At 46.9% G+C, this 23720-nt stretch carries 20 protein-coding genes and 1 pseudogene; 12 read left to right on the top strand and 9 right to left on the bottom strand.

The window, feature by feature from the left end:
• Positions 1–8 precede the first annotated feature (8 nt).
• Positions 9–1435 (top strand): annotated as a pseudogene (locus ACSR9A_RS19870) (IS4 family transposase).
• A gap of 232 nt (positions 1436–1667) precedes the next feature.
• On the opposite strand, the gene ACSR9A_RS19865 reads toward ACSR9A_RS19870, so the two are convergent.
• Positions 1668–2030: a winged helix-turn-helix transcriptional regulator gene (locus ACSR9A_RS19865; RefSeq protein ID WP_341279508.1), complete on the bottom strand. Its 363-nt coding sequence runs from the start codon at positions 2028–2030 to the stop codon at positions 1668–1670.
• 178 nt (positions 2031–2208) lie between these two features.
• On the opposite strand from ACSR9A_RS19865, the gene ACSR9A_RS19860 reads away from it, so the two are divergent.
• The 3 genes from ACSR9A_RS19860 (at position 2209) to ACSR9A_RS19850 (ending at position 5911) form a co-directional block, all read left to right on the top strand.
• On the top strand, positions 2209–3411 hold the full coding sequence (locus ACSR9A_RS19860) for an MFS transporter (RefSeq protein ID WP_473759084.1): 1203 nt from the start codon (positions 2209–2211) through the stop codon (positions 3409–3411).
• A 206-nt stretch (positions 3412–3617) separates the two neighbouring features.
• Positions 3618–4304 (top strand): hypothetical protein, encoded by a 687-nt coding sequence (locus ACSR9A_RS19855; protein WP_473759082.1) that lies wholly within the window; start codon positions 3618–3620, stop codon positions 4302–4304.
• Between the two features lie 125 nt (positions 4305–4429).
• A complete protein-coding gene (locus ACSR9A_RS19850) occupies positions 4430–5911 on the top strand; it encodes a carboxylesterase/lipase family protein (protein ID WP_473759080.1) in 1482 nt (493 codons plus the stop codon).
• 152 nt (positions 5912–6063) lie between these two features.
• Here the strand turns inward: ACSR9A_RS19850 and ACSR9A_RS19845 are convergent, their stop codons facing one another.
• Positions 6064–7512 (bottom strand): DHA2 family efflux MFS transporter permease subunit, encoded by a 1449-nt coding sequence (locus ACSR9A_RS19845; RefSeq protein WP_473759079.1) that lies wholly within the window; start codon positions 7510–7512, stop codon positions 6064–6066.
• Between the two features lie 119 nt (positions 7513–7631).
• Here ACSR9A_RS19845 and ACSR9A_RS19840 point away from each other — a divergent pair, with 119 nt between their 5' ends.
• On the top strand, positions 7632–8198 hold the full coding sequence (locus ACSR9A_RS19840; RefSeq protein ID WP_473759077.1) for a PadR family transcriptional regulator: 567 nt from the start codon (positions 7632–7634) through the stop codon (positions 8196–8198).
• A gap of 103 nt (positions 8199–8301) precedes the next feature.
• Here the strand turns inward: ACSR9A_RS19840 and ACSR9A_RS19835 are convergent, their stop codons facing one another.
• Positions 8302–9492, bottom strand: coding sequence for an MFS transporter (locus tag ACSR9A_RS19835; RefSeq protein WP_473759075.1), 1191 nt, complete (start codon positions 9490–9492; stop codon positions 8302–8304).
• Between the two features lie 67 nt (positions 9493–9559).
• Positions 9560–10162 carry a TetR/AcrR family transcriptional regulator gene (locus tag ACSR9A_RS19830; RefSeq protein ID WP_473759073.1) on the bottom strand — a complete coding sequence of 201 codons (603 nt, stop codon included), beginning with the start codon at positions 10160–10162 and terminating at the stop codon, positions 9560–9562.
• Positions 10163–10299: 137 nt separating this feature from the next.
• On the opposite strand from ACSR9A_RS19830, the gene ACSR9A_RS19825 reads away from it, so the two are divergent.
• From ACSR9A_RS19825 to ACSR9A_RS19800, 6 genes are all read left to right on the top strand, one after another.
• Positions 10300–11166: a YitT family protein gene (locus tag ACSR9A_RS19825; protein ID WP_473759072.1), complete on the top strand. Its 867-nt coding sequence runs from the start codon at positions 10300–10302 to the stop codon at positions 11164–11166.
• Positions 11167–11388: 222 nt separating this feature from the next.
• Positions 11389–11703, top strand: coding sequence for a metal-sensitive transcriptional regulator (locus ACSR9A_RS19820; RefSeq protein ID WP_338556994.1), 315 nt, complete (start codon positions 11389–11391; stop codon positions 11701–11703).
• 28 nt (positions 11704–11731) lie between these two features.
• Positions 11732–11932, top strand: coding sequence for a copper ion binding protein (locus ACSR9A_RS19815; protein ID WP_341279501.1), 201 nt, complete (start codon positions 11732–11734; stop codon positions 11930–11932).
• A gap of 128 nt (positions 11933–12060) precedes the next feature.
• Entirely contained in the window at positions 12061–13014 is a 954-nt protein-coding gene (locus ACSR9A_RS19810; RefSeq protein ID WP_473759070.1) for a hypothetical protein, read from the top strand.
• Between the two features lie 32 nt (positions 13015–13046).
• Positions 13047–13622: a cupin domain-containing protein gene (locus tag ACSR9A_RS19805; protein WP_473759069.1), complete on the top strand. Its 576-nt coding sequence runs from the start codon at positions 13047–13049 to the stop codon at positions 13620–13622.
• Positions 13623–13975: 353 nt separating this feature from the next.
• Positions 13976–16399 (top strand): tetratricopeptide repeat protein, encoded by a 2424-nt coding sequence (locus tag ACSR9A_RS19800; protein ID WP_473759068.1) that lies wholly within the window; start codon positions 13976–13978, stop codon positions 16397–16399.
• Positions 16400–16555: 156 nt separating this feature from the next.
• Here the strand turns inward: ACSR9A_RS19800 and ACSR9A_RS19795 are convergent, their stop codons facing one another.
• The 5 genes from ACSR9A_RS19795 to ACSR9A_RS19775 form a co-directional block, all read right to left on the bottom strand.
• Positions 16556–17947 (bottom strand): allantoinase, encoded by a 1392-nt coding sequence (locus tag ACSR9A_RS19795; RefSeq protein ID WP_473759067.1) that lies wholly within the window; start codon positions 17945–17947, stop codon positions 16556–16558.
• A gap of 100 nt (positions 17948–18047) precedes the next feature.
• Positions 18048–19160 carry an ABC transporter substrate-binding protein gene (locus ACSR9A_RS19790; protein ID WP_473759066.1) on the bottom strand — a complete coding sequence of 371 codons (1113 nt, stop codon included), beginning with the start codon at positions 19158–19160 and terminating at the stop codon, positions 18048–18050.
• Between the two features lie 99 nt (positions 19161–19259).
• Complete coding sequence (locus tag ACSR9A_RS19785; protein ID WP_473759064.1) at positions 19260–20141, bottom strand: ABC transporter permease; 882 nt, start codon at positions 20139–20141, stop codon at positions 19260–19262.
• Positions 20138–20884 (bottom strand): ABC transporter ATP-binding protein, encoded by a 747-nt coding sequence (locus ACSR9A_RS19780; protein ID WP_473759063.1) that lies wholly within the window; start codon positions 20882–20884, stop codon positions 20138–20140. The genes ACSR9A_RS19785 and ACSR9A_RS19780 overlap by 4 nt, the downstream gene beginning before the upstream one ends.
• 121 nt (positions 20885–21005) lie before the next feature.
• Positions 21006–21701, bottom strand: coding sequence for a GntR family transcriptional regulator (locus ACSR9A_RS19775; protein WP_473759062.1), 696 nt, complete (start codon positions 21699–21701; stop codon positions 21006–21008).
• 466 nt (positions 21702–22167) lie between these two features.
• Here ACSR9A_RS19775 and ACSR9A_RS19770 point away from each other — a divergent pair, with 466 nt between their 5' ends.
• Positions 22168–23610, top strand: coding sequence for an S-layer homology domain-containing protein (locus tag ACSR9A_RS19770; RefSeq protein ID WP_473759061.1), 1443 nt, complete (start codon positions 22168–22170; stop codon positions 23608–23610).
• Positions 23611–23720 lie beyond the last annotated feature (110 nt).

Genomic DNA, 23720 nt, shown 5'->3' with positions numbered 1-23720 from the left:
ATTTTATGATACATCTTGGTATTTCGGATGATCTTCATTTGTTTTCACAGGAACTGGAACGACATTTATCTCCTCTTGCACTCACCCAACTAGCCAAAGAAGCAGGATTCGTCACACGAACCAGTAAATATCGTGCACAAGATTTAGTCGCCTTGTGTGTATGGGTAAGTCAACGAATAGCTACGACTTCTCTCAATCAGCTTTGCAGTACGTTAGAAGCAACAACAGGGATTCTCATGAGTCCCGAAGGACTGAATCAGCGTTTTAACGCAGCTGCTGTGCGTTTACTGCAGCGGATCGTTTCGCTTTTACTCAAGCAAACACGCTATACGTTCGGAACGATACCAAGCGAGTATTCTGGCTATTTTTCCCGCATTCGAATTCTCGATTCTACGACCTTTCAGCTCCCGGACAGCTTCGTTGCGTCTTATAAGGGTACAGGCGGATGTAGTCATACCGCTGGTGTTAAAATCCAACTGGAATATGATCTGCAGAGTGGGCAGTTCATTCATCTGCATACGAGTCACGGAAAGGAAAATGACAAAACCTACGGTTCCGCATGTTTACAGGACATTCAACAGAAGGATGTATTCATTCGGGACTTAGGATATTTCTGCTTAGAAGATTTACATACCATCCATGAGAAAGAGGCCTATTACATATCACGCTTATAACTCAACACACGGGTATATCAAAAGAACGAGAATCCAGAGTATTTTCGGGACGGCACGCTCAAGAAGAAATCGGAATACCTCCCCTTGTCGATGGAAGACATCATGGAAGGTCTACAAGCAGGGGAAACGTTAGAAATTCCTGATGTCTACATCGGCATGTATGAAAAATTACCTGCGCGGCTTGTCGTCTATCGCTTAACGGAAACCCAGATCAAAAAAGAGACAAAGACCAGGAAATTCGGGAGAAAAAGAAAGGGATTACGTACTCCGAACGCAGCAAGAAACTCAGTGCGTTGAACTTTTATATAACAAATATTCCAATGGAATGGGTATCTGGGATACACCTGCATGACCTGTATTCCTTACGCTGGCAAATTGAGAATCTCTTTAAAACATGGAAATCATTCTTCCAGATCCACCACTGTAAAGAGATCAAACTTGAACGCTTGCAATGTCATCTTTATGGTCAGTTGATCGGTATCTTGCTTTGTTCCTCAACGATGTTTCAGATGCGGCAACTTCTATGGCAGAAGAAAAGAGAGCTCAGTGAATACAAAGCCTTTTATATGATCAAGGATTACATGCCCATCCTGCATCAAGCCATACAAAAGAATGCCCAAGCCATATCGAAAATCCTGTCTCGTCTGTTTCTTTTGTTAGAAAAAAACGGGCGAAAGTCCCACCGCAATGAGAAAAAAACAGTCTTTGATATCTTAGGTGTTGTTTACGAGTATGCCACGTCTACCAAGAAGGTTGCATAGTTAACGTTTTAAAAACAGCCTCGACGTTTAGGCTTAATTTGGCATGTTTATTTTTAAGGAAACAATACGCCTACTTATAAAAATAGGAGAATGCCTCACTTGAATCCAAACTGAAGGTTCTTAGCTTGATGGGCATGGGGTTGTTCCATTACTAAAAGAAAACTTATGAGAGGAGATTTCACCATGTGCTGCTCATCAATGGTAGACGGATGCTTTTTACAAGAATACATGCTTATTTATTCAAAACACTTTCCTCTAACATCGAATATTTGTCACCATAAATTCGGATAATATGCTCTTCGCCCCAGTTGCAGAGGGCACTAAGAATGCTATCAAGGCTGAGTCCGTAATCGGTCAGCTCATATTCGACTTTAGGCGGGACCTGATTATACGTAATCCGGTTCACGATCCCATCGTCCTCCAGCTCGCGGAGCTGCTGAGTGAGCATTTTTTGCGTAATGCCTGGCATGAGCCGTTTTAGCTCGCTAGTCCGCTTCTTGCCGTGGGTGAGATGGCAGAGGATGACGCATTTCCATTTCCCTCCGATGACCTCAAGCGTTGCTTCTACGGAAATATTGTATTTCTTCTTCGTCATGGGTATTCCTCCTTGCTGATCGGTATATATAGGTACTTTTCAGTACCTACAGTACTGAAAAGTACGTACTATTCTTTTGGATAGATATAACCTATCATAGCACTTATCGATCCACTGCGGCTACTCGCGAAGTGAACCGTACCCATTAGATACACGATAGGATAGGAGGCAATACAGCATGACTATTAATCAAAAAAGAAGCACATTGGCACTGTTGGCTCTCGCCGTTAGCGCATTTGCCATTGGTACGACAGAATTTATAAGCGTCGGGCTGCTGCCTCTGATTTCAGAGGACTTGCATGTATCGCTGCCGACAGCGGGGCTGACCGTTTCCCTATATGCACTAGGCGTAACGGTCGGTGCGCCGATTCTTACATCCCTAACATCCAGCTTGTCGCGCAAAACGCTGCTCATGTGGATTATGCTTATTTTCATTATCGGCAATAGCTTAGCAGCCGCATCTACTAGCATTGAGGTGCTGTTGATCGCGCGCGTCATATCCGCTTTTTCGCATGGCCTATTTATGTCGATTGGCTCGACGATTGCGGCTGACCTTGTTTCGGCGAACCGCCGCGCCAGTGCGATTTCGATTATGTTCAGCGGATTGACCGTTGCGACGGTGACTGGGGTGCCGCTCGGTACATTTATCGGGCAGCTATGGGGCTGGCGAACGGCTTTTGTCGCTATTGTCATTGTCGGCGTTCTTGCGTTTATCGCGAACATGCTGCTCATTCCGGGCGATTTGCGCAAAGGAGCTCGTTCTTCCTTTAAAGATCAATTGCAATTGGTCAAAAATGGCCGGCTGCTGCTGCTATTCGCCATCACCGCCTTGGGCTACGGTGGCACATTTGTCGTATTCACTTATTTATCCCCGCTCTTGCAACAAATAACCGGATTTAAATCGGGAACGGTCACGGTCATTTTGCTCGTATACGGCATTGCGATTGCGCTCGGTAATATGATTGGCGGAAAGCTGGCCAACCGTAACCCGATTGTTGCTTTGTTCTATATGTTTATGGTACAGGCTGTTGTGCTCGTTATCCTGACCTTTACAGCGCCTTTCAAAATCATCGGCTTAATAACGATAATTGCGATGGGGCTGCTGCATTTTATGAACGTGCCGGGACTGCAGGTGTACGTGGTGATGCTGGCAGAACGATTCGTTCCGCGTGCAGTTGATGTGGCATCGGCGATCAATATTGCTGCCTTTAATGCAGGCATTGCCATTGGAGCTTATCTCGGCGGCATTATCGCTGCTACTATTGGGCTTATTCATACGACCTGGATTGGCGCGTTGATGGTGGTGGGAGCGGTACTGCTGACAGGCTGGAGCATGGCGCTCGAGCGCAAGGATCAGAAGGCAGGTCAGAAAGCGGCGTAATTTTAGAGGAAGCCATCAATTAATCTGCAATAATAACAGGGCTGTCCATCCGTCAGTGAAATGGCGGAGGCGGCTTTTTTCTTTTTCAAATAAATTATTATTCGCTTGTACAATTATTCCGTTTTAAATTGAACGATATGGTAAGATTTATGGGGTAGTAAAAACTAATATAATTAACTAGATCGGCAATATTAAGGAGGATTTTTTTGAAAAAGCTTATTTTTATGTCATCACTAGGACTTGCCATTTCATTATTGATTAGCCTATCTTTGACGGCTGTAGCTGCGACGAAAATGAAAATCTTTGTAAATGGAGAACAAATTGAAGGTGAAGCCAAGTTGATAGATGGAGTCACTTATATACCTATGAAATCCGTATTGAAGAAGCTCGGCGTAACCATTAATTATATGCCTGACCTAAATAAAATTCATATTGCGAGTAGTAATTTAAACATTTATAACGGAGTTACACTCAAGAATCCATTGAAGATGGGGAAAGAGGGTACCTTTTCCATTAACGATCAATTTATTGGCTCCATTGTAGTCAAGGAGATTAATTATGATGAATCTGTGCGAACAAAATTCAAGGTGGAGTTACCGAAATCAGATAAATTCGAATACATCTTCGTGAAAATCAAGCTCAGTATTCTTGCGACAAAAGCATTAAATGATCAGGTTGAAATATCGGCGGATCATTTTAAATATTTTGATTTTGACTCAAACACCTTTAAGGAGCCGATATATTTTCCAAGCAATTTAAAGTTGGAAGCGGGAGAATCAGCAGAGGAATGGATCGTTTTTCCCGTTAATAAGAATGCTCAATCCAAGTACATTTCCTTTAGCAAAAACAGTTCCTCATTAAATGGTTTATGGATGGAATTAGAAGAGGGATAAAATTGATAAGCTAACGCTCATTTGCTATCATAAATAGGAAGAAAGTGACCAAAAGAACAAATCAGTCATTTCGTTAGTTCTCACTATTTTAACGTTTAATAATGGGCAATGAGGGAGAGTGAAGCATGACTACGATCGAGGTAAATACGAAGGATGGCGCGATTAGAGGTCAACAGTTTAACGGAATTTCCGTTTGGAAGGGGATTCCCTATGCCAAGCCGCCAGTAGATGAGCTGCGGTTTGCAGCGCCAGCTCCGCCAGAGCGGTGGGAGGGTGTCAAAGAAGCTTTCCATTTTGGCCCTGAAAATATACAGCCTCGGCAAAATGGGGCAGCAGCGGAGCTTGCCGCAGGTACGCGCCTCGAATCCGAAGACTGCCTCTATTTGAATGTATGGGCTCCGGAATCAGTCGTTGCTGGAGACGCCGCAGACGCGCCGCTTCCGGTTATGGTATGGATTCATGGCGGCTCTTTTTTGACAGGAGCGGGAAGCTGGCCTCTCTATGATGGATCGGAGCTGGCCAAGCGGGGAAATATGATCGTCGTGACGATCAACTATCGGCTGGGGCCGTTTGGGTTTCTGCATCTCGCGCCGCTTGGCGGCTCCTTCGTGTCCAATGCAGGGCTTCTCGATCAAATAGCTGCACTGGAATGGGTGAAAAATAATATTGCGGCGTTCGGCGGAGATCCCGCTGCTGTCACTATTTTTGGAGAATCGGCAGGCAGCATGAGTATTGCAGCGCTGCTGGGTATGACGAAGGCAAAGGGCTTGTACAGCCGTGCCATTATGCAAAGCGGAGCCTCGCAAATCATTCCTCAGCAGCAAGCAGATGGTATCCGGGCGGGCCTGCTTCAGCTGCTCGGCATCAGTCCGTCCGAGCTGGACAAGCTTAGAACTGTGCCAGCGGAGCAGATTTTTGCAGCGGGGGAAAAGCTGAAGGAGCAGGCGGGGAACCGGCTGGCGCTGCTGTTTCAACCGGTGCTCGACGAGGCAACGCTCCCGCAGTCGCCGCTTGAGGCGATTCATAAAGGGGCTGCAGCAGACATCCCTCTGCTAATCGGGACGAATTTAGATGAAGGGCATTTGTTCATCAGGCCCGATATGCCTTTTGATGATAACATCGATATGTCTGAAGCGTTAACCTTTATGGCGCCGGATATCAAAAACGTCGCCGCCGCCGCTGCAGCTTATCCGCCAACGACCGACGGGCAGGCCCAAATGATGACCGAAGCCTTCTTCTGGCGTTCATCTGTGCAATTCGCTACCGCTCAAAGCGAGCATGCGCCGGTATGGATGTATCGCTTTGACTGGGTGCTGCCGGAGCATCCGCTGCTCCATAAATCAATTCATGGCATTGAAATTTTCTTTGTATTCAACACGCTGGAGCATATGCAGAGCATGGGCGTGACGCCTGATGAATCCATGAGGAAGCTCGCTTGGCGCATGCAGGATGCGTGGATTGCTTTTGCCAAACAGGGCACGCCTGAGGCTGAAAATGTTGCGTGGCCTGCATATAGCAAGCAGGAGCGTTCGACGTTCATTTTCAACCATGCTACTCAGGTTATTGCTGATCCTGATGCTCAAAAACGTGAGCTGCTTGAGCTGTAAAGCAACTGCTTCTTTAGAGCAATCCAGCACAATAGCATCTTTAATGGAATGAAATACTCCATAAAATAAGCTTTGAATCGAAAAACACCAATGAAGAAGGCATAATCGCCTATTTCATTGGTGTTTTGTTGTAGGGGTGCAATACACTCTCATTATCCGCTTGTCTGCAAAACCGCTGCCCGACCCTTCCGCTGTTTAAGCAGCAGCAGAAGAGGGAAGCCAATCAGCACCGTAATAGCTCCAACCACAAACACATCATTAATGCTCATTGTAAACGACATTAGGCGGATCGCATTTGTGTCGGTAGCTCCAGACTGAATAAGCTCGCTGCTGTGAACGGCGGAACGGCTGGAGATGAGCCCTGTAAACACAGCAATAGCGAACGAGCTGAGCACATTGCGAAGCCAGTTGCTAATGGAAGCGGCATGACCGGACCACTCGGGCGGAATTTCTTCCATGGAGGCGGTGCTGCTTGGAACGGAAGCAAAGCCAAGACCGATATTGCGAATGATCATTCCCCATAGCACGAAGCTGTATGCCGTATTCACATGCAGCCAGCTCAGCATAAACAGCCCTGCGAAAATAAAAACGATGCCGATGCTGATCATTTTCACCGCTCCAAGCTTTGGATAGAGCTTTCCGGCTAGCGGACTTAGAAGTGCCAATATGACGGAGGAGGGCAGCAAAATCAGCCCTGTTGCCAGCGGACTTTGGAGCTGCACCTGCTGCAAAAACAGCGGCGTCAAATACGTCCCTGTATACAGCGCGACCGTCACCATGCCATAGATACACAGCATGACCGTAAAGCGGCGGATGCGAAATACGCGTAAATTCAGAAGCGGCTCCTTAGCTGTCAGCTCCCGCCAAACAAATAGCACCAGCAAGGCGACGCCTACAGCCATAAGCAGCAGCGTTTTCCATGAGCTCCAGCCCCAGCTGTTGCCTTCACTGAAGGCGACGAGCAGCGCCAGACTGCCGAGAATAACGGTCATGACGCCTGGAATATCGAGCGACTTCGGGATGTTCATCCGATAATAAGGAATCAGCTTTTGGGTCAAAATAATCGCAATCAGCCCGATCGGCACATTGAACAAAAACAGCCAATGCCAGCTTGCCTGCTGCAGCAGCCAGCCGCTGAAAGTCGGCCCAATCGCAGGCGCGACCATCGCCGACAGCGACCATAGGCTCACTGCAAACGCTCGGCGTTCCTTCGGCACGACCTGAAAAATAATCGTCATCGTACAGGACATGATCAGTCCGCTGCATGCCCCTTGCAGCATTCGAAATACGATCAGCGACGTCGTATCCCATGCGGCCGCGCACAAAAACGAAAACAGCGTAAAGCCGACCAGCGCGTATAAATATAATCGTTTATAGCTGAATCGTCCTCCTAAATACCCGACGAGTGGTGAAATAACGCCGGTTGCCAGCATAAAGCCCGTCACCATCCACTGCATGGTGGAAAGCTCCGAATGAAAATGCTCCATCAGCAGCGGAAGCGCAATATTAATCGTCGTTGTGCTTAGCACGGAAAGGAACGTTCCGAAGAAAATCGCAATCATAATCGGCCAAAATCGTATCGTACTCGTCGGCTCCTCCAAAACAAATGTCCTCCTGTCATTGCTTATATGTCTACTTTTACATATAATAATCTGTGTTATTCATGTTACACCTATGCATTTTATATGTCAATAATGACATATTGGGAGGCCGTTATACGATGCGATTAAATACTTTATCCTACGGATTGCTTGCTTTGCTAAGTGCAAGTCCGCTGACAGGCTATGATTTGGCACAAAAAATAAAGCCGCTGTGGCAGGCGGGCCACAGCCAAATTTACCCGCTGCTGGCTGCGCTGGAGCAGAACGGTTATATCGCTTTTGAGCGAATCGAGCAGCAGGATAAGCCGGACAAAAAGGAATATTCCATTACCGATAAAGGGCTGGTTGAGCTGGGAAGATGGGTAGAGCTGCCTGCGGAAAATCCCGTGCTGCGGGATGAGCTGCATTTTAAGCTGTATGGCATATGGTTGTCAGAGCCGGAAAAGGCGAAGGCGCTCCTGGTTACGCGCGAAGCGTTTTGCAGGAGCGAGCTGGTACGTTACGACGGGCTTATGCGTGCTCTGGAGGAGAAGCGGGTAAGCGGAGAGAATGCGCGCAAGAAAAACGCGCGGCTGCTTGGGCGATATTTGCTTCTTAGCAAACGAAAGATGGATACGCGGACGTCCTTAGCTTTTTGCGAATGGGCGATGAAGGAGCTGGAGGCGAGCGAGTGGCTGGAAGGCTGACGAGCATAATCATACGCAAAGTGCACGCTTAGCCCGTTTCATGAACGGGTTAAGCGTCCTTTGAAAAAGATAAGCGCGACCCTACGCTGTAAGGGGGAATGAGCTAGGCCGCTTCCTTCTGCAAACCGACCTTCAGTGACGGAGCGATTGAAATAAAGCAAAGGACAGCAGACAGCGCATAAACGACAAACAAGCCGAGGGATGAAGCCAGCAGTCCAGAGGCCGCCGTTCCTAGCAAAATGGATCCTGTAAATAGCGGTGTCATTAGTCCATTCACTTTGCCGATCATTGTATCTGGAATTCGGGTAATGACGAAGCTGGCCACTGCCGTATTCAAGATTGCCAGCAATAGGCCGTTGCCAAAACGAAATGCCCCGGTCACAAGCGGCCAAATGGAGGAGCCTTCTACTAAAAAGGTAATGCCGAGGAAGGCTAGGGCAAGCGGCAGCAAGTATTTGGCCTTAAGCAGCTTGGGGAACAGACCGGCTATTAGAGAGCCCAGCAGCAAACCAATTCCGTCAGCAGCTGCGAACCATTGCACATTCTCTTTATTAAGGCCAAGCCGCTCCGTGACGATGAAAATTTCAAGGGGCTGAACGAGCCCAGCCGCCAGGCCGATGAAGGCGAAGGTTAGAAATAACCGCAGCAGTCCTTTTTCTGCGACGATAAAACGATAGCCGGAGGACAAATCATTTTTTAATGTTGACTTCTCCTGCTCCTCGGTACGAGTTTCTTTAGGCAGCATAGCCAGCGCGGCTGCAGAAGCGAGAAACAAGACAGGCAGTGCCAGAAGAGACATTGTGAGTCCAGCCCACTGATAAATCGCCGTTCCAATAATAGGACCGAGTATGAGGAACAGTGACGACATGCTTTGCGAAAGACCAATAGCCGCAGGAATCTGATCTTCCGAAATATGCCGCTTGAACACCTTTGCCGACGAAGGCTGCGAAAATTGGCTGAGTATGGCCGACACGAATACCGACGCATAAAGCGCGCCCCACCAGCCACCAGCGAGCATGAGCAAAATGACGCCGATCGACACAGCACTGAGAAGATCGCTGGCAATCATTGTGCGCTTCGGATTCCAGCGATCGGCAAGCACGCCTCCAATAATCGAGAAGATTAGAATTGGGGCATATTCCAAAATAGACAGCAAGGATACGGCTACCTTATCTCCGTTCGTCTTTTCCATGACAAAAAAGAGAAGGGCCATATTACGGATCCAAATCGCGAGCTGCTGAATAACATCCGAAAAAAGAATAATGCGAAAAGTTCGGTTTTGATAGAGCAACATGTTCATCTCCCTTTGCAGACCGACCAACCGGTCTAATTAAAATCCAAAAAAATGCGCCAGTATTTCCTTACTTAGCGCGTATTCCGTTTAATAGCAGACTAGCTGCTTGACGGAATAATTTCGATATCCGTTCGGGCTGCTGCTCAGAGTCTATCGTAAAGTAGACTTTTCCGAGGCCTTCCATCATGCTGCTGACGATAAGCACAAGCTCCTCTTCATCACCGGAGACAAATATCCCGCTCGCCTGTCCTTCACGAATAAGGTCGCGGCATGCCTGCGAAGCATTGTTCATAATAAGCAGCAGACGATCTAATACATCCTGAGTGATCACCTGGCTGCGCGAAAATTCTTCCATGGCTTTCATGAGCGGGTTTTGAAAGTCATGGGCGTAATGCTCTGCAAGTGCATAAAGCTGTTCCTCAACAGTAGCCAGCTTCTCTCGTTTACGATCCCATGCCAAACGCCACTGCTCACTATCCTCCTCAACCACCTCAAGGAAAAGCTGCTCCTTGCTCGGAAAATGGTGATAGAGACTTCCTTTGCTGACTTTAGCGGTGTCGCATACTTCATTCATGGATACGGCTCCATAGCCCTTATGCAGAAACAATTGCTTGGCTGCACGGGCGATGCGGCGTTTGGTTTCTTCACCATCTGATCGTCCTTTGACCATTTGCTTTACCTCCTGCTAGACCGACTGATCGGTCTAATTATAGCGAATAAAAATTTTACTTGCAAGATTTCCAGCCGTTGTTTTGAAAAATATCCATTTCTATGCTAGTCTTAAAAGAAAATAGTCGGAGGCAAAGCATGGCAAAAGCACACAAGAAACTCTCGAAGCTTGAAATTTTGAAAAGAGCGATGTTTATTACAATCGGAGCCGTCCTCATGGGCGTCGCGCTGGAGCTGTTCCTCGTCCCCAATAGCGTCATCGACGGAGGAATTACCGGTATTTCGATTATGGTCTCTCACCTGACAGATAAGCCTCTGGGTATTTTTATTTTCCTCTTAAACCTGCCGTTCCTGTTCATCGGTTTCAAGCAAATTGGCAAGACGTTTGCAATATCTACCTTATACGGTATCGTGGTCATGTCCGTAACGACGCAGCTGCTGCATCACGTGGACGCTTTTACAGAGGATAAGCTGCTTGCTGTATTGTTCGGCGGTATTATTCTAGGTGGCGGTATCGGTCTCGTTATCCGTTTTGGCGGATCGCTGGATGGCACGGAAATTTTGGCGATTTTAGCCTCGAAGAAATTTTCCATGCCGGTAGGACAGTTTATTATGATCGTCAACGTGTTCATTTTTATTTTGGCGGGCTTCGTCTTCCAATGGGATTCCGCAATGTATTCGATGTTCACGTATTATATAGCGACGAAAGTAATGGATATTGTAGTAGAGGGTCTCGACGAGTCCAAATCCGTCACCATTATTTCCGCCGAATACGAGGAAATATCTGAAGCGGTTATGAGCCGCTTGGGCAGAAGCACTACGTATATTCAAGCACGAGGCGGCTATTCTAGAGAAGAAACACAAATGATCTACTGCGTAGTCAACCGTCTGGAAGTGGCGAAGCTTAAATCGATCGTCCATGACATCGATCCCCGCGCTTTCGTTGCCATTGAGCATGTATCTGATGTTAGCGGTGGCAACTTTAGCAAGAAAGAAATTCACTAACTCACTAACACATAAATGTACAATCTTATATGATCTTATTTCTCCCAAAGTCAGCAGTTCTGGACGCGTATTTCTCGTCTGGAACTGCTGCTTTTTTTGATCCTTTATATACGGCTTTACATACCCTATGGGGGTATGTTAATATAAAAATAAGCTTATGATATACCCCCTGGAGGTATTTGAATGGACAAAGAAACGAAATCGGCTTGTTTGCATCAGCATATGGACTCAGGCGGTGCAGGCGATGGCCAGTCCATGGAGCGCTTGAGCCATCATTCCGATGAAATGAAAGCGAATTTGATCAGGCGTCTGAACAAGGTGGAAGGCCAGATCCGCGGCGTGAAGGCGATGATTGAGAAGGATACGTATTGCGATGATGTGCTTACTCAGATAGCGGCTGCGCAATCGGCATTAAACGGGGTAGGCAAGCTGCTGCTGGAAGGCCATATGAAGAGCTGCATTGTGGATCGTATTCAGGCAGGTGAGCATGAAGTTATCGATGAGCTGTTGATTACCGTTAAGAAATTATTGAAATAATAAAACATCACTCAAGGAGGCAATAAAGATGGAAAACGTAACACTTAAAGTAGAAGGCATGTCCTGCGGGCACTGCGTGAGCACGGTAGAGAAGGCTGTAAATGAAGCGGGAGCAAGCGGCAAAGTCGATTTAGCAGCTGGACAAGTTGCTGTGGAGTTTGATACAGCGAAAGTATCGCTGGCTTCCATTAAAGAAGCGATTGAAAATACCGGATTTGACGTCGTATAACAAGGGCATAAGCTAAGCTTGCACAGCCCTCTTTTTCCGAAGCGAACATAGCAAGATGGTTTGGGCTTTGGAGAAGGAGCGGCTTTTTGTGTTTTTAAAAATAGGGGCAGGGAGCTGGGAAAAGGAAGATGGCGAAAAGAAAAGCAGCGCTCTATATGACGATGATCGCTCTTGCGGGCATGCTGGCAGGATGCGTAGAAAAATCTGCTAACACAAGCGATGCAAGCGCAAGCGAACATGAGGGGCATCAGCAGACGAGCCCGGCAGCTGCGCCGGAGGCTTCGAATTCAGGTGACACGCATAGTGGGCATACAGCAGGGGACGAGAAGGCAGAGAGCGATAACGGTCATGGCGGGCATGGCGACATGGACGGTATGGAGCATGAGCAGGCAAACGCCCAGGTAAAGTGGAGCTTCCAAAGTGGGCAGCCGGCAGCCGGATCTGAAACCGTTATTGAGCTTAAGGTCACCGATGCTGCGGATGCGCCCATCGAGAAGTTTGACCTGAATCATGAAAAGCTCATGCATTTGATTGCGGTAAGCAGCGACCTCAGCTATTTTTCGCATATACACCCGAGTTATGAAGGCGGCGGCAAGTTTACAGTAAAGGAAACGTTCCCGGCGGCAGGTTCCTACAAGCTGTTTGCTGATTTCATACCAACAGGCGCGTCGCAGCAGACGATAAGTACAGAGGTTCAAGCGTCGGGAAAAGCTGCTGCTAAAGTCGAGCTGAAGGCAGACGATGAGCTTGTGCAGACGATTGACGGCCAGAAGGTGAGGCTTGCGCTGTCGATGACGAAAGCGGGCGAGGAAGCTAAGCTCACGTACACCTTTGAGGATGCAGCGTCAGGTATGCCTGTTAAAGATTTAGAGCCTTATCTGGGCGCTGTTGGCCATGTCGTCATTATTAGCAGCGATTTGGAAAAATATTTGCATGTGCATCCACTGGATGAGGCATCAGCTGGTCCGGAAGCTGTTTTTGCCACCGAGTTCCCAGAGCCGGGCTTATATAAAATATGGGGGCAATTTCAGCGCGGCGGGAAGACGTTTATCGTCCCCTTCGTCGTGAACATTCAAGCTTAGACCAAACTTAGAAGCAAGAGGAGGAGAGGCGGTTGCTTCCTTTCATAGAGCTGCTGCAGCACCGAACGGCTAGACCGTTGCTCCGCTTCGCCCACCTGTGCGTCAGCGCGATGGCGGCAGCGCCAACAACGATTTACGAGCATGCGTTTATTTTTGTGCTGAAGGGGAGCGGTATCGTTTCTTCTGAAGGCAAGCAAGCGGCATATAAGGAAGGCTCGGTCATTATGATTCCACCGGGCGTTGCCTACAGCTTAACGCAGGGGCACGAGGAGAAAGAACATGAGGATGAGCTGCATATCGCGATTCATTTCGATTGGGAGACTCAGGCACAGGCGCATGGGGAGCTATTAAACTTAACGGATAATAACGAGGCGTTCGGTGCGGAGATGGAAGAACCACATCCAGCGCCGAATTCCATTTGGCTGCCGCATGTGGCGGTCCTTGAATCGGCATCAGACGAGCTGTTTGCTTGTGCAGGCTGGACGCTGCGCGCCTATGAGCAGGGCGGTGTCTATCAACGGCTGCGTACCGACGCGGAAATGCTGAACTTAATTGTGCAGCTGGTTGAAAATATAACGGATGGCACGCAGGGGATTCAAACGCTGTAGTGCTGCTAAAATCAGCAAGATGCTGGATACCGAGCAACCCTTACAAGGAATCAGCTCTTTGTTCAGCTACGAGTTCCTGAATATTTCAGCCGCCTTGTCCGTTAGTATGAAGGCATGACGCCTCAGGAATTAGACAATCGTTGAGTATTACGGGGCAGAAATAATGGAGTAGAAATTATTCACTGAGTGAGTAATTTGTTCATAGACATGACTTTATATAAAAGTAACATAAAGAGCGGACTTCGATAGGAGTCCGCTTTTTGTTGTCTCAATTTCAGGCTAAAAAAATAGCATGAATTATGCTAAAATTGAAATTGTTGATATTTTTACATATTCTGAAAGGAAGCATGCAGATGAGTTTTCTTGCTGGAATGAAGGAGAAAATATTTTTAATGAAATCAATAATATTATTAGAGAAAGATGAGAATTCCGCTACCGCTTTCATTCATTATGTAGCACTTTCCTTTTTTGTGCTGGTTCCATTTGCTTTTGCTGGTGCTTTCAATAATGTATCGTTTTTAGTGTCATTTGCTTTCTCTGGATTGTTTTTTACTTTATATGATATGACGACTGGAAAAAGTGGGTTCATGCTGTTTCTAGGAATCCTTTTTACAATTACAATTCCGCAAGTATTACAGTTTAAAGTTGTAAAGCAAGTATTGAACTATATTTTAGACAATTTAAATCGCATTCCTATCCTTGATATAAGTTCTGCATCAATAAGTAACGCTTTAACAATCGCCAGCTTAGCACTTGTTTTATTTAGTTTATCTAGGAAAAATCAGAAAATCAAAGAAATGGAAGGCGAGAATGAAAGTCTTAACAAGAAGGTAGAACAGCAGAAGGAATGGGACATTAGGTTTGAACAAATCAGTCAATTCAATTCAATAGAAGATCAAATTCAAGAACTCTCATCTATTATTAAGGTGGAAAAAGACCCTGTAGTTTTATCTAGATCATTTACTCAGCGTGGTAATGCATCTAGAAAACTTGGTAGATTAGACGAAGCATTAAAAGATTATTCAAAGGCTATAGAGATAAAACCAGATTATGCTAAGGCTTATAATCACCGTGGGACTGTATATAATAATTTAGGAATGTATGAAGAGGCCTTGAGAGGTTATACGAAAGCCATAGAGTTGAACTCAGAATATGCTTCTGCTTATTATAACCGTGGGGATGTATATGATAATTTAGGGAAGCATGAGGAGTCCTTGAGGGATTATACGAAAGCCATAGAACTAGACCCAGTAGATGCTTATGCATATTATAACCGTGGGTATGTGTATAATAATTTAGGGAAACATGAGGAGTCCTTGAGGGATTATACGAAAGCCATAGAGTTAGACCCAGCAGATGCTTCTGCATATAATAATCGTGGGACTGTATATAATATTTTAGGAAAGCATGAAGAGGCCTTGAGAGATTATTCAAAGGCTATAGAGATAAAAGCAGATTATGCTATGGCTTATAATAACCGTGGGACTGCATATAATAATTTAGGAAAGCATGAAGAGGCCTTGAGAGATTATTCAAAGGCTATAGAGATAAAAGCAGATTATGCTATGGCTTATAATAACCGTGGGACTGTACATAATAATTTAGGAAAGCATGAAGAGGCCCTGAGAGATTATACGAAAGCCATAGAGTTAGACCCAGCAGATGCTTCTGCTTATTATAACCGTGGGGTTATATATGAAAATTTAGGACAGCATGAGGAGTCCTTGAGGGATTATACGAAAGCCATAGAGTTAGATCCAGCAGATGCATCTGCTTATAATAACCGTGGGGATGTATATGAAAATTTAGGACAGCATGAGGAGGCCTTGAGGGATTTTACGAAAGCAATAGAGTTAGACCCAGCAGATGCATCTGCTTATAATAACCGTGGGGTTGTGTATGAAAATTTAGAAAAGCATGAGGAGGCCTTGAGGGATTATACGAAAGCAATAGAGATAAACCCAGAACATGCTAAGGCTTATAGTAACCGTGGGAATGTATATGATAATTTAGGAAAGCATGAGGAGTCCTTGAGGGATTATACGAAAGCCATAGAGTTGAGCTCAGAAGATGCTACTGCTTATAATAACCGAGGGAATGTATATGGTGATTTAGGAAAGCATGAAGATGCCTTGAGGGATTATACGAAAGCCATAGAGTTAAACCCCAAAAATGCTACTGCTTATAATAACCGTGGGACTGTATATAATAATTTAGGAAAGCATGAAGATGCCTTGAGAGATTATGTGAAAGCCATAGAGTTGAACCCAGAATATGCTACTGCTTATTATAACCGAGGGAATGTAAATAATAATTTAGGAAAGCATGAGGAGGCCTTAAGGGATTATACAAAAGCCATAGAGATAAACCCAGAGTATGCTAAGGCTTTTTATAACCGTGGGGATGTAAATGATAATTTAGGAAAGCATGAGGAGGCCTTAAGAGATTATACAAAAGCCATAGAGATAGACCCGAAGTATGTTAAGGCTTATTTTAACCGCGGGTATGTGTTTAATAATTTAGGAAAACACGAAGAGGCCTTGAGGGATTATACGAAAGTCATAGAGTTAGATCCAGCAGATGCTTCTACTTATTATAACCGAGGGAACGTGTGTAATAATTTAGGAAAACATGAAGAGGCCTTAAAGGACTATACAAAAGCCATAGAGTTAGATAGCAGCTACAGCAGCAGGCTTGAAGCAATTATTAAGGATATAAAACTAAGTATAAATGAGGCTGCCGCTGGTAAAGGACATGAGGAAGATGACGAGAAGTGAAAAATGGCAATACAACAAGATTAGTTGTTAAAACTAATTTTTTGTAAGCGAACAGATTGCTAAGTTTACAGCATATAACAGAAAATAGCCCATCAGTGATTTTGCGGGATAACTGATGGGCTGTTTCATTTTTTAATGACCAAGAACATCTGAAAATCACACCTGTTGCTTCGCACGAGCAGGAGCGCTGCTGAGCCATTGCCCTGCAACCGGCTCGGCTATGCCGCTTTTAGCCTCATACACCATGCTCCCTCTGCTCCAGGTAGCCAAAACACGGCAGCCAATTTTCCTTCCGATATAAGGACTATGTTTATGACGGTGATAAAGATGCTGCTCTTCAAGGGTATACGGAGCATCAAGCTGAACCATAACCAGGTCCGCATCCGCTCCGAGCCGTATTTCTCCCTTCGTGTCGCTGAGACCGAATCTCTTAGCTGGCGCGAACGAAAGCATGCGACTTAGCACGGGTAGTGGAATACCCCTCTTGGTATAGCCTTCGTCAATCATCAGCTCCAGTGAATTTTGCGCTCCTGCTATGCCTCCCCATGCCGTAAAATAATTGTCCGATTGCTTCAATTCTCTCGGGCAGGGAGAGTGGTCGGAAGCGATCATATCGATGTGTCCAGCAGCAAGCATGGCCCATAGCTTTTCCTGCTCAGCGGGGCTCCGTAGTGGAGGGGCGCATTTGGCCGCCGGACCAATTAGCTCCAAATCACGGTCCGTAAGCACCAAATAATGCGGACAAGTTTCCAAGGTCACATTGACCCCGCGCTGCTTGGCATCAGCTATCGTCTGGACGGCAGCCGCACTGCTTATATGGACAAAATGCAGAGCGCATCCCGTCTGCTCCGCGAACAGCAGAGCCCGATTAACCGCCTCAAGCTCAGCGCGCACCGGACGCGAAGCCGTATAATCTGCCGCAGATAAGGCGCCCTTGGCCAGCTTTTCTTTCGTCAAGGTAGCTACGATAGGCTCGCTCTCTGCATGAAGCGCTAGTACATGTCCAAGCTCTGCGATAATCTTCATCCCTGCCAGCAGCGTCGCATCATCTACCTCGCGGAAGGCGTCCTCTGACGGATCGCCGGGAGAAGACATAAAGGCCTTGAAGCCGATAACTCCGGCTTCGTCCAACGCTCGCAAGTCATCGAGATGCCCCGGCACAAGCCCACCCCATAACGCATAATCCACAACAGATTTTCCCTGCGCAGCAGCCAGCTTTTGCTCCAATGCGTGAGCGGTAACGGTCGGAGGAATGCCATTTAGCGGCATATCTATATAAGTGGTGCAGCCGCCTGCCGCAAGAGCTGCGGAGCCGCTGGCGAAGCCTTCCCAAGCCCCGAGCCCCGGCTCGTTCAAATGCACATGGGCGTCTATCATTCCGGGCATTACAATCATGCCGGCTGCTGAAATCGTTTTTTTAGCGGGAGTCGTCAGTCGCTCGGCAAGCTGTACAATTTGCCCATTGCTGATCCCAATATCCATTTGGCGTACGTCATTGCTCAGGACAACTGAGCCATCCCGGATGATTAAATCCAATGGTTCCTTCATAAGCTCACCTCTGTCCTATTATGAGAATATAAACATAGAAGGCAGAACCACAAGGGCTCAGCCTTCCTGTTGTACGCATCTTATTTTTATTACTACTTTCTTACTCTGTAACTAGCGCAGGATCAAGCGCTTTGAGCAAGCTTAGATCATGGTAAGAGGCGAATTCAGGTATGCTCTTAATGTTTCCTACACTTTTCAAATATTCGCCTACAGCCTGGCCGTTGCTTCCGTTAATGTAAGTATCATTAACTTCCATGGCATACACATTGCGGTTCATAATTTCTCTGAGCTCGTCCTCGGTTAAGTGCAGCTCTGGCGCCAATATTTTAATCGCTTCTTCCCGGTTATCATTAATGTAAGCCGTTGCTTTCTCTAGAGCGCCAAGCATCGCTTTGATCGTGTTTGGATTTTCCTTCAAATACTCGTCAGTGACTTGCACCGTTGTGTGTACACTCATCCAGTTCACATCGCCAGTTTTATCGGGGAGCTCGCTTTTCGTACCGCTGAACAGAAACTTGCCGCCGCCTTGAATCGCCTTCGTTATGAATGGCTCCCAAGCTGCCATGGCATCGATAGACCCGTTCTGCAGCGCAACAACGGCGTCACTTGGCGCGAGGTTAACATAATTAATCTTGCTTACGTCGACGCCGAGCTCCTTACCCATATTATCAATGGCGAACTTGACATCTGCTCCGCTTGGAATGCCGATCGTCTTACCTTCCAGATCCTTTGCACTTTTCAATTCGAGCTTGCTGGAGCCAACGACTGCCTGTGTTCCGGCAATTTGAGCTAGCGGGGCTACTATTTTCACGGGAATATTGGAGGATTTCAAAATAATATCCATAAAGTTCGTCTGAATGCTGACGGGAGCGCTGCCCCCTGCAACCAATGGAGCAATATCCGGGCCGCTTTCAATGAGCTGGCTTGTTACATCGAGGCCTGCTTCCTTGAAGTAGCCAAGCTTATCGGCAATGATTTGCTGGGAGGAAATTTGGGCGTCGCGCACGCCGACGAGTGTAACGGTTGTCGTCTCGGGAGTGTCATCGGCAGCAGCCTCAGGCGAGCTCGTTTCTGCTGCTGCGGCAGTTGGAGCAGAGCTTGCGTTCCCGCTGCTTGCGCTCGTAGCTTCTTCCTTCGCACCGCATGCCGTTAAAACGAATGCCAAAGCGGAAACGACCATTAATTGTTGAACCCATTTTTTTTGATTAGCCATCGTAATCTCTCCCTATACCCAATGTTTTTTGTCTCTACTTTCTAAATACACGGGGCTTCCAGCTGCCTTAAGCGGATCAAGCTCCCCTATTTGCACACGCTATTTCTCAACCGCCTCGTTCATCCCTCCTTTACGCCAGCTAAGAACTTTGTTCTCCATCAGCTTAAGCAGCGCTGAGAAAATGCTATAAATCAAGCCAATACAAATAATGGCGACGAACATATTGGAAATTTTAAAATAATTCCGTGCGTCTACGATAATATAGCCGAGTCCGGATTTGGCTCCCATCATCTCGGAGACGATTAGCGCGGAGAAGGATAAGCCAAGGCTGACTCTGGCTCCCACAATGAAACTCGGAATGGCAGAGGGAAGCAGTACTCTTCTGAAAATTTGCCGCTCCGAAGCGCCGAGGCTCATTGCCGAGCGAATAAGGGTAGAAGGAACGGTCTTGAATCCGTCTACCGTATACACCAATACTGGAAGGAATGTTGTCCAAGCAATGAGCAGTACCTTCGGAAATTCACCGATGCCGAACCAGATAATAATAAGAGGGAGCAGGGCGAGCGCTGGGATTGGGCCTACTAGATTAAGTAGGGGAGACATCCAGCGCTCCACCTGGCGAAATTTACTCATTAATACACCCATGAAAACCGCCAGCACACATCCGATTACAAAACCGGCTGCAATACGCAAGGTGCTGGATAGCAAGCTGTCAAAGAGAAGCCCGGTTTGCGCAAGTGCCCAAGCATCAACAATAACGAGTGAAGGAGGTGGAAGAAAAAGCGGATTGAACAAGGCCAGCTTCATATTCATTTGAGAAAAAACTTCCCATAGGATGAAAAAGGTCAGGTATGGAATGAAATTCGATGTTTTCATAAAGCTGGAGCCTGCTTTGGACTTCGCCTTGCGTGCGATTTTATGCGCTCCAAGCTTGCCCACTTGCGCCCCCTCGGCTGTGAAAGAACCCGATGTTTCGCTCATTGTATGGCCTCCTCCAATTCATTCTCCATCAATACGTGCTCGATTCGCTGCATAGCCTCGCCGAAGCCGGGCATATCGAAGGTGCGGGGATGCGGAATATCGACCTTGAATTCATCAGCAATGACACCGTTCTTCATGACTACGACACGGTCAGCTAGATAGATCGCTTCGCTTATGCTATGAGTCACGAACAAAGTCGTCGGCTTTAGCTTCTCACATATGCGGCGAAGCTCTCTGCGCATCATATCGCGGGTTAAAATATCCAAAGCGCCGAAAGGCTCATCCATTAGCAAAATATCCGGTGAGCTTGCGAGCGCCCGGGCAATGCCCACCCGCTGCTTCATGCCGCCTGACAATTCGGCAGGGTATTGGTCTGCATATTTTTCCAAGCCTACTAGGCTTAAAAACTGTCTGCCGATTTCCTTCGCTTCTGTTTTTCCTGCTCCTTGGACCTCTGGTCCGAAGCTGATATTTTCAAGTACCGTATACCAAGGGAACAGGGCATGATCTTGAAACACCATCCCGCGGGCTTTGGAAGGTCCACGAATGAGCTCGCCATCTACAAGCAGCTCCCCTTCATCAGGCAGCAAATAGCCAGCGATCATGTTAAGCAGCGTAGATTTGCCGCAGCCGCTATGTCCGAGTATGCATACAAACTCATGAGCATCCACCGTCAAATCGACATTTTTCAAAATCGTCCGGTCCCCAAAGCGCTTTCCCGCATTACGCACCATCAACTTCATAGCTATCCCTCGCTTTCTCCCATTCATGTCCTGCGTTGTACACGATTTATGAGCCTATCCCACACAACATCTAATCCAAGATTGGATACAATCCTAATCAAAAAAATGACGGGCTTCTGATTCAGCCTTTCACGCTGGCGTAATGACCGTTTGCCACGCGGAAAACCTCGCTTAAGGATTGAGGAGCCGTTCCTTTTTCTTCAAACTGAAGCGTATCCTCGATTTCCTTTAAATGCTCGATCATCAACCGTTCCGCCTGCTCCGCCTCGCCTTGCTCAATCAAGAGCACTAATCGTCGATGATCGCTGCAGTGCATGTGCTTACTCATGCCATATAGAGCGATGATGACGTAAGTGAGTGATATAAGCTCCTCTAAATAGCGGAAATAATAATTGTTGCCCGTGAACTCGGCGATTTTTAGATGAAAGTTGCCCGAGAGCCGAACGGCGAGCAAAGGGTCTCCGTTGTGGTGAGCCGCGTGCTCCTCATCCAGCAGCTCGCTCAGCTGTCTGAGCTGTTCTTTAGTCAGCGTTCCACTTACCTTTTTCACCCCGGAAGCTTCAATGACTCTGCGCATTTCGAAAACTTCCTTGGCTTCTTCGACGGTAGGGCATGCAACGAATGTTCCCTTGTATGGAATAACCGTCACCAGCTTCTCTCCGGCCAGCTTACGCAGTACATTGCGTACGGGCGTGCGGCTGACGCCAAACGATTCGGCAATAACCTCCTCGACGAGCTGCATGCTGGGGCGGAGCTTTTGCTGAATAATGGCATCTTTGATTGCTATATAAATATCAAGTTCATTTGCTACCCCCACTGGGAACATCTCCTTTCTAAGGTGGATCAGTCAACGAAAGTTATTGTTATGTTTTATAACATGAATAGTAAATTAAAAGCACTTTATAAGTCAATAGTTATTTTTGAGTGGAGTGAAATGACGATTTTTTAAAGGTTTTTCAGAATTTCAACTGAATTTAGCGCTTTTGCGTATAAATGCTAGTCTTTTTCGCTAGCTCACTTTTAGTTTGCGGCATATTTATGTTATATAACTTAACATAAATAAAAGGCTGATAGCTGATTTTTAAGTTGCATGTCGTCCTACTTTTAAACTATAAAAAACACCTATATAGTGGTAGAATTGGGTGAGTGAAATGAATGTGAAGGGTATAAAGAACTAAAGTTGAGAGGGTTGAATCATCATTTTTAAATTTTATTATCGTATCGGTATAACAGGCTTGATTATTGTCCTTATGTCATTGGTTTATTTGCCTAGGGAGCAAGTGGTGTCGGCGAGAGCGGTTATTCAAGAGTTTGCCGCAAGCTCAGCCGTTAAGACGGATAACGCCCTTACACGAGCTGAGGCGGCCAGCATGCTGAGCCGGGTGACCCAATTGCCAAAGCCCGACATGGCGGATGTCGCTTCGGTATTTCCTGATCTGGACAAGCATAGCAGCCGCAGTGATGTGCGCAAGCTCGTTGCACTTGGAATGATTGCGAAAAATGACTACCCCAAAGGCTTCCAGCCTGACAAGGCAGTGACCCGCTTTGAAATGATGAAGTGGATGGCCAGCGGACTTGCGGCGTCCGATGAAAGCTTCAAGCAATCGCTGGCGGATACTGCGAGCACGCTGCTGCCTACTCCTGAGACTTATAAAGGCGGCATTGCGGACAAGCAAATTTCGTACATTGCCGTTATTCGAGGTACCGGCATTATTACAGGGATGCAGGACGGCACGTTTCGGCCAGCAGATCCCATTTCGAAAGCTGAACTGGCGGCCGTTCTGCTCCGCTATAAGCGAGTGGAGGGCACCAAAGCTGACAGCTATCAGGCTTTGAATGAGCTGCGCGAAGTGGGATTAACCGGCACTAATCTGACCAGCATTACGAAATATAAATATTCGCGGGAATCTCCTTACAACGATGACGGAAGCTATAGGCTAGAAGCTGTTGCCAAGGTTGGAATTAACTTGGATCAGCATATCGATGCCCGTACATTAGAGCCTTATCTCAGCATTCCTGGCATCGGACTGGATTACCATGTTTATGTAAATGGCTATAGCCAACGTTATAAATTCGTCAAGTTGGAGGAGCTTGAGATGAGCCTCGAGGAAGCTGTCGCCGATGCCTATGCAAGCGGATATTCTCCTAGACTTGGAGTGGAGGAGCCTGGCCAGCTTAGCCCTAAAGATTTGAAATTGCTGCTGTCCCACGAGGATGCCTATATTAATGTAGAGCAGAGCCGGATGCCGTTTACCTCTTTCGCTGACGTGGTCGACAGCCCGATTAAGGCCAAGAAGGTCGCTACGGTCAAGCTGCACCGGATGATTTTCGTCGATGTTCCCGTCACGGGCAAGGGGGAGGCGAAGGGTGTTTATGCAAACTATTTTGCTGATTCCATAGCATCTTGGCGCAAGCTTGATAATAGTGTTTATATGGCCTTCACTGAAATGACGATCCAGACGCATGCGGAAAAAATGGATCTCATGGGCTTCTACAGCGCCATCGGCAATGGGAATGGGAACGGATTTTTCAAGTTCAGCCGTCTTGCTCCGGAAACGATGGATAAAAACGGGCTGACTACCGTCCCGATGGCTACGTCCACCTATTTTACCAAGGATAGCGTCAGACGTTTTTGGACCTTCGGCACCTATCTTAAAAGCAACTATTATCCGCCTCACCTTAAAACCGACTCAGGCGCTTACTTCAGAACGTATTATCAATCCTAATCGAAGCATCCCTTGTCCGCTCTCTATGAGAGCGAAGGGGTGCTTTTTCTCTTGCTGCTCAAAGGATGAGCGGGTTGTATGTTCTTGATAAAAAGATGTCCAAAAAAGGA

It is taken from the genome of Paenibacillus sp. R-74696, from assembly GCF_055814915.1.
Note: the sequence above shows the minus strand (reverse complement) of the source record. Positions and strands in the feature narration are given on the sequence as shown.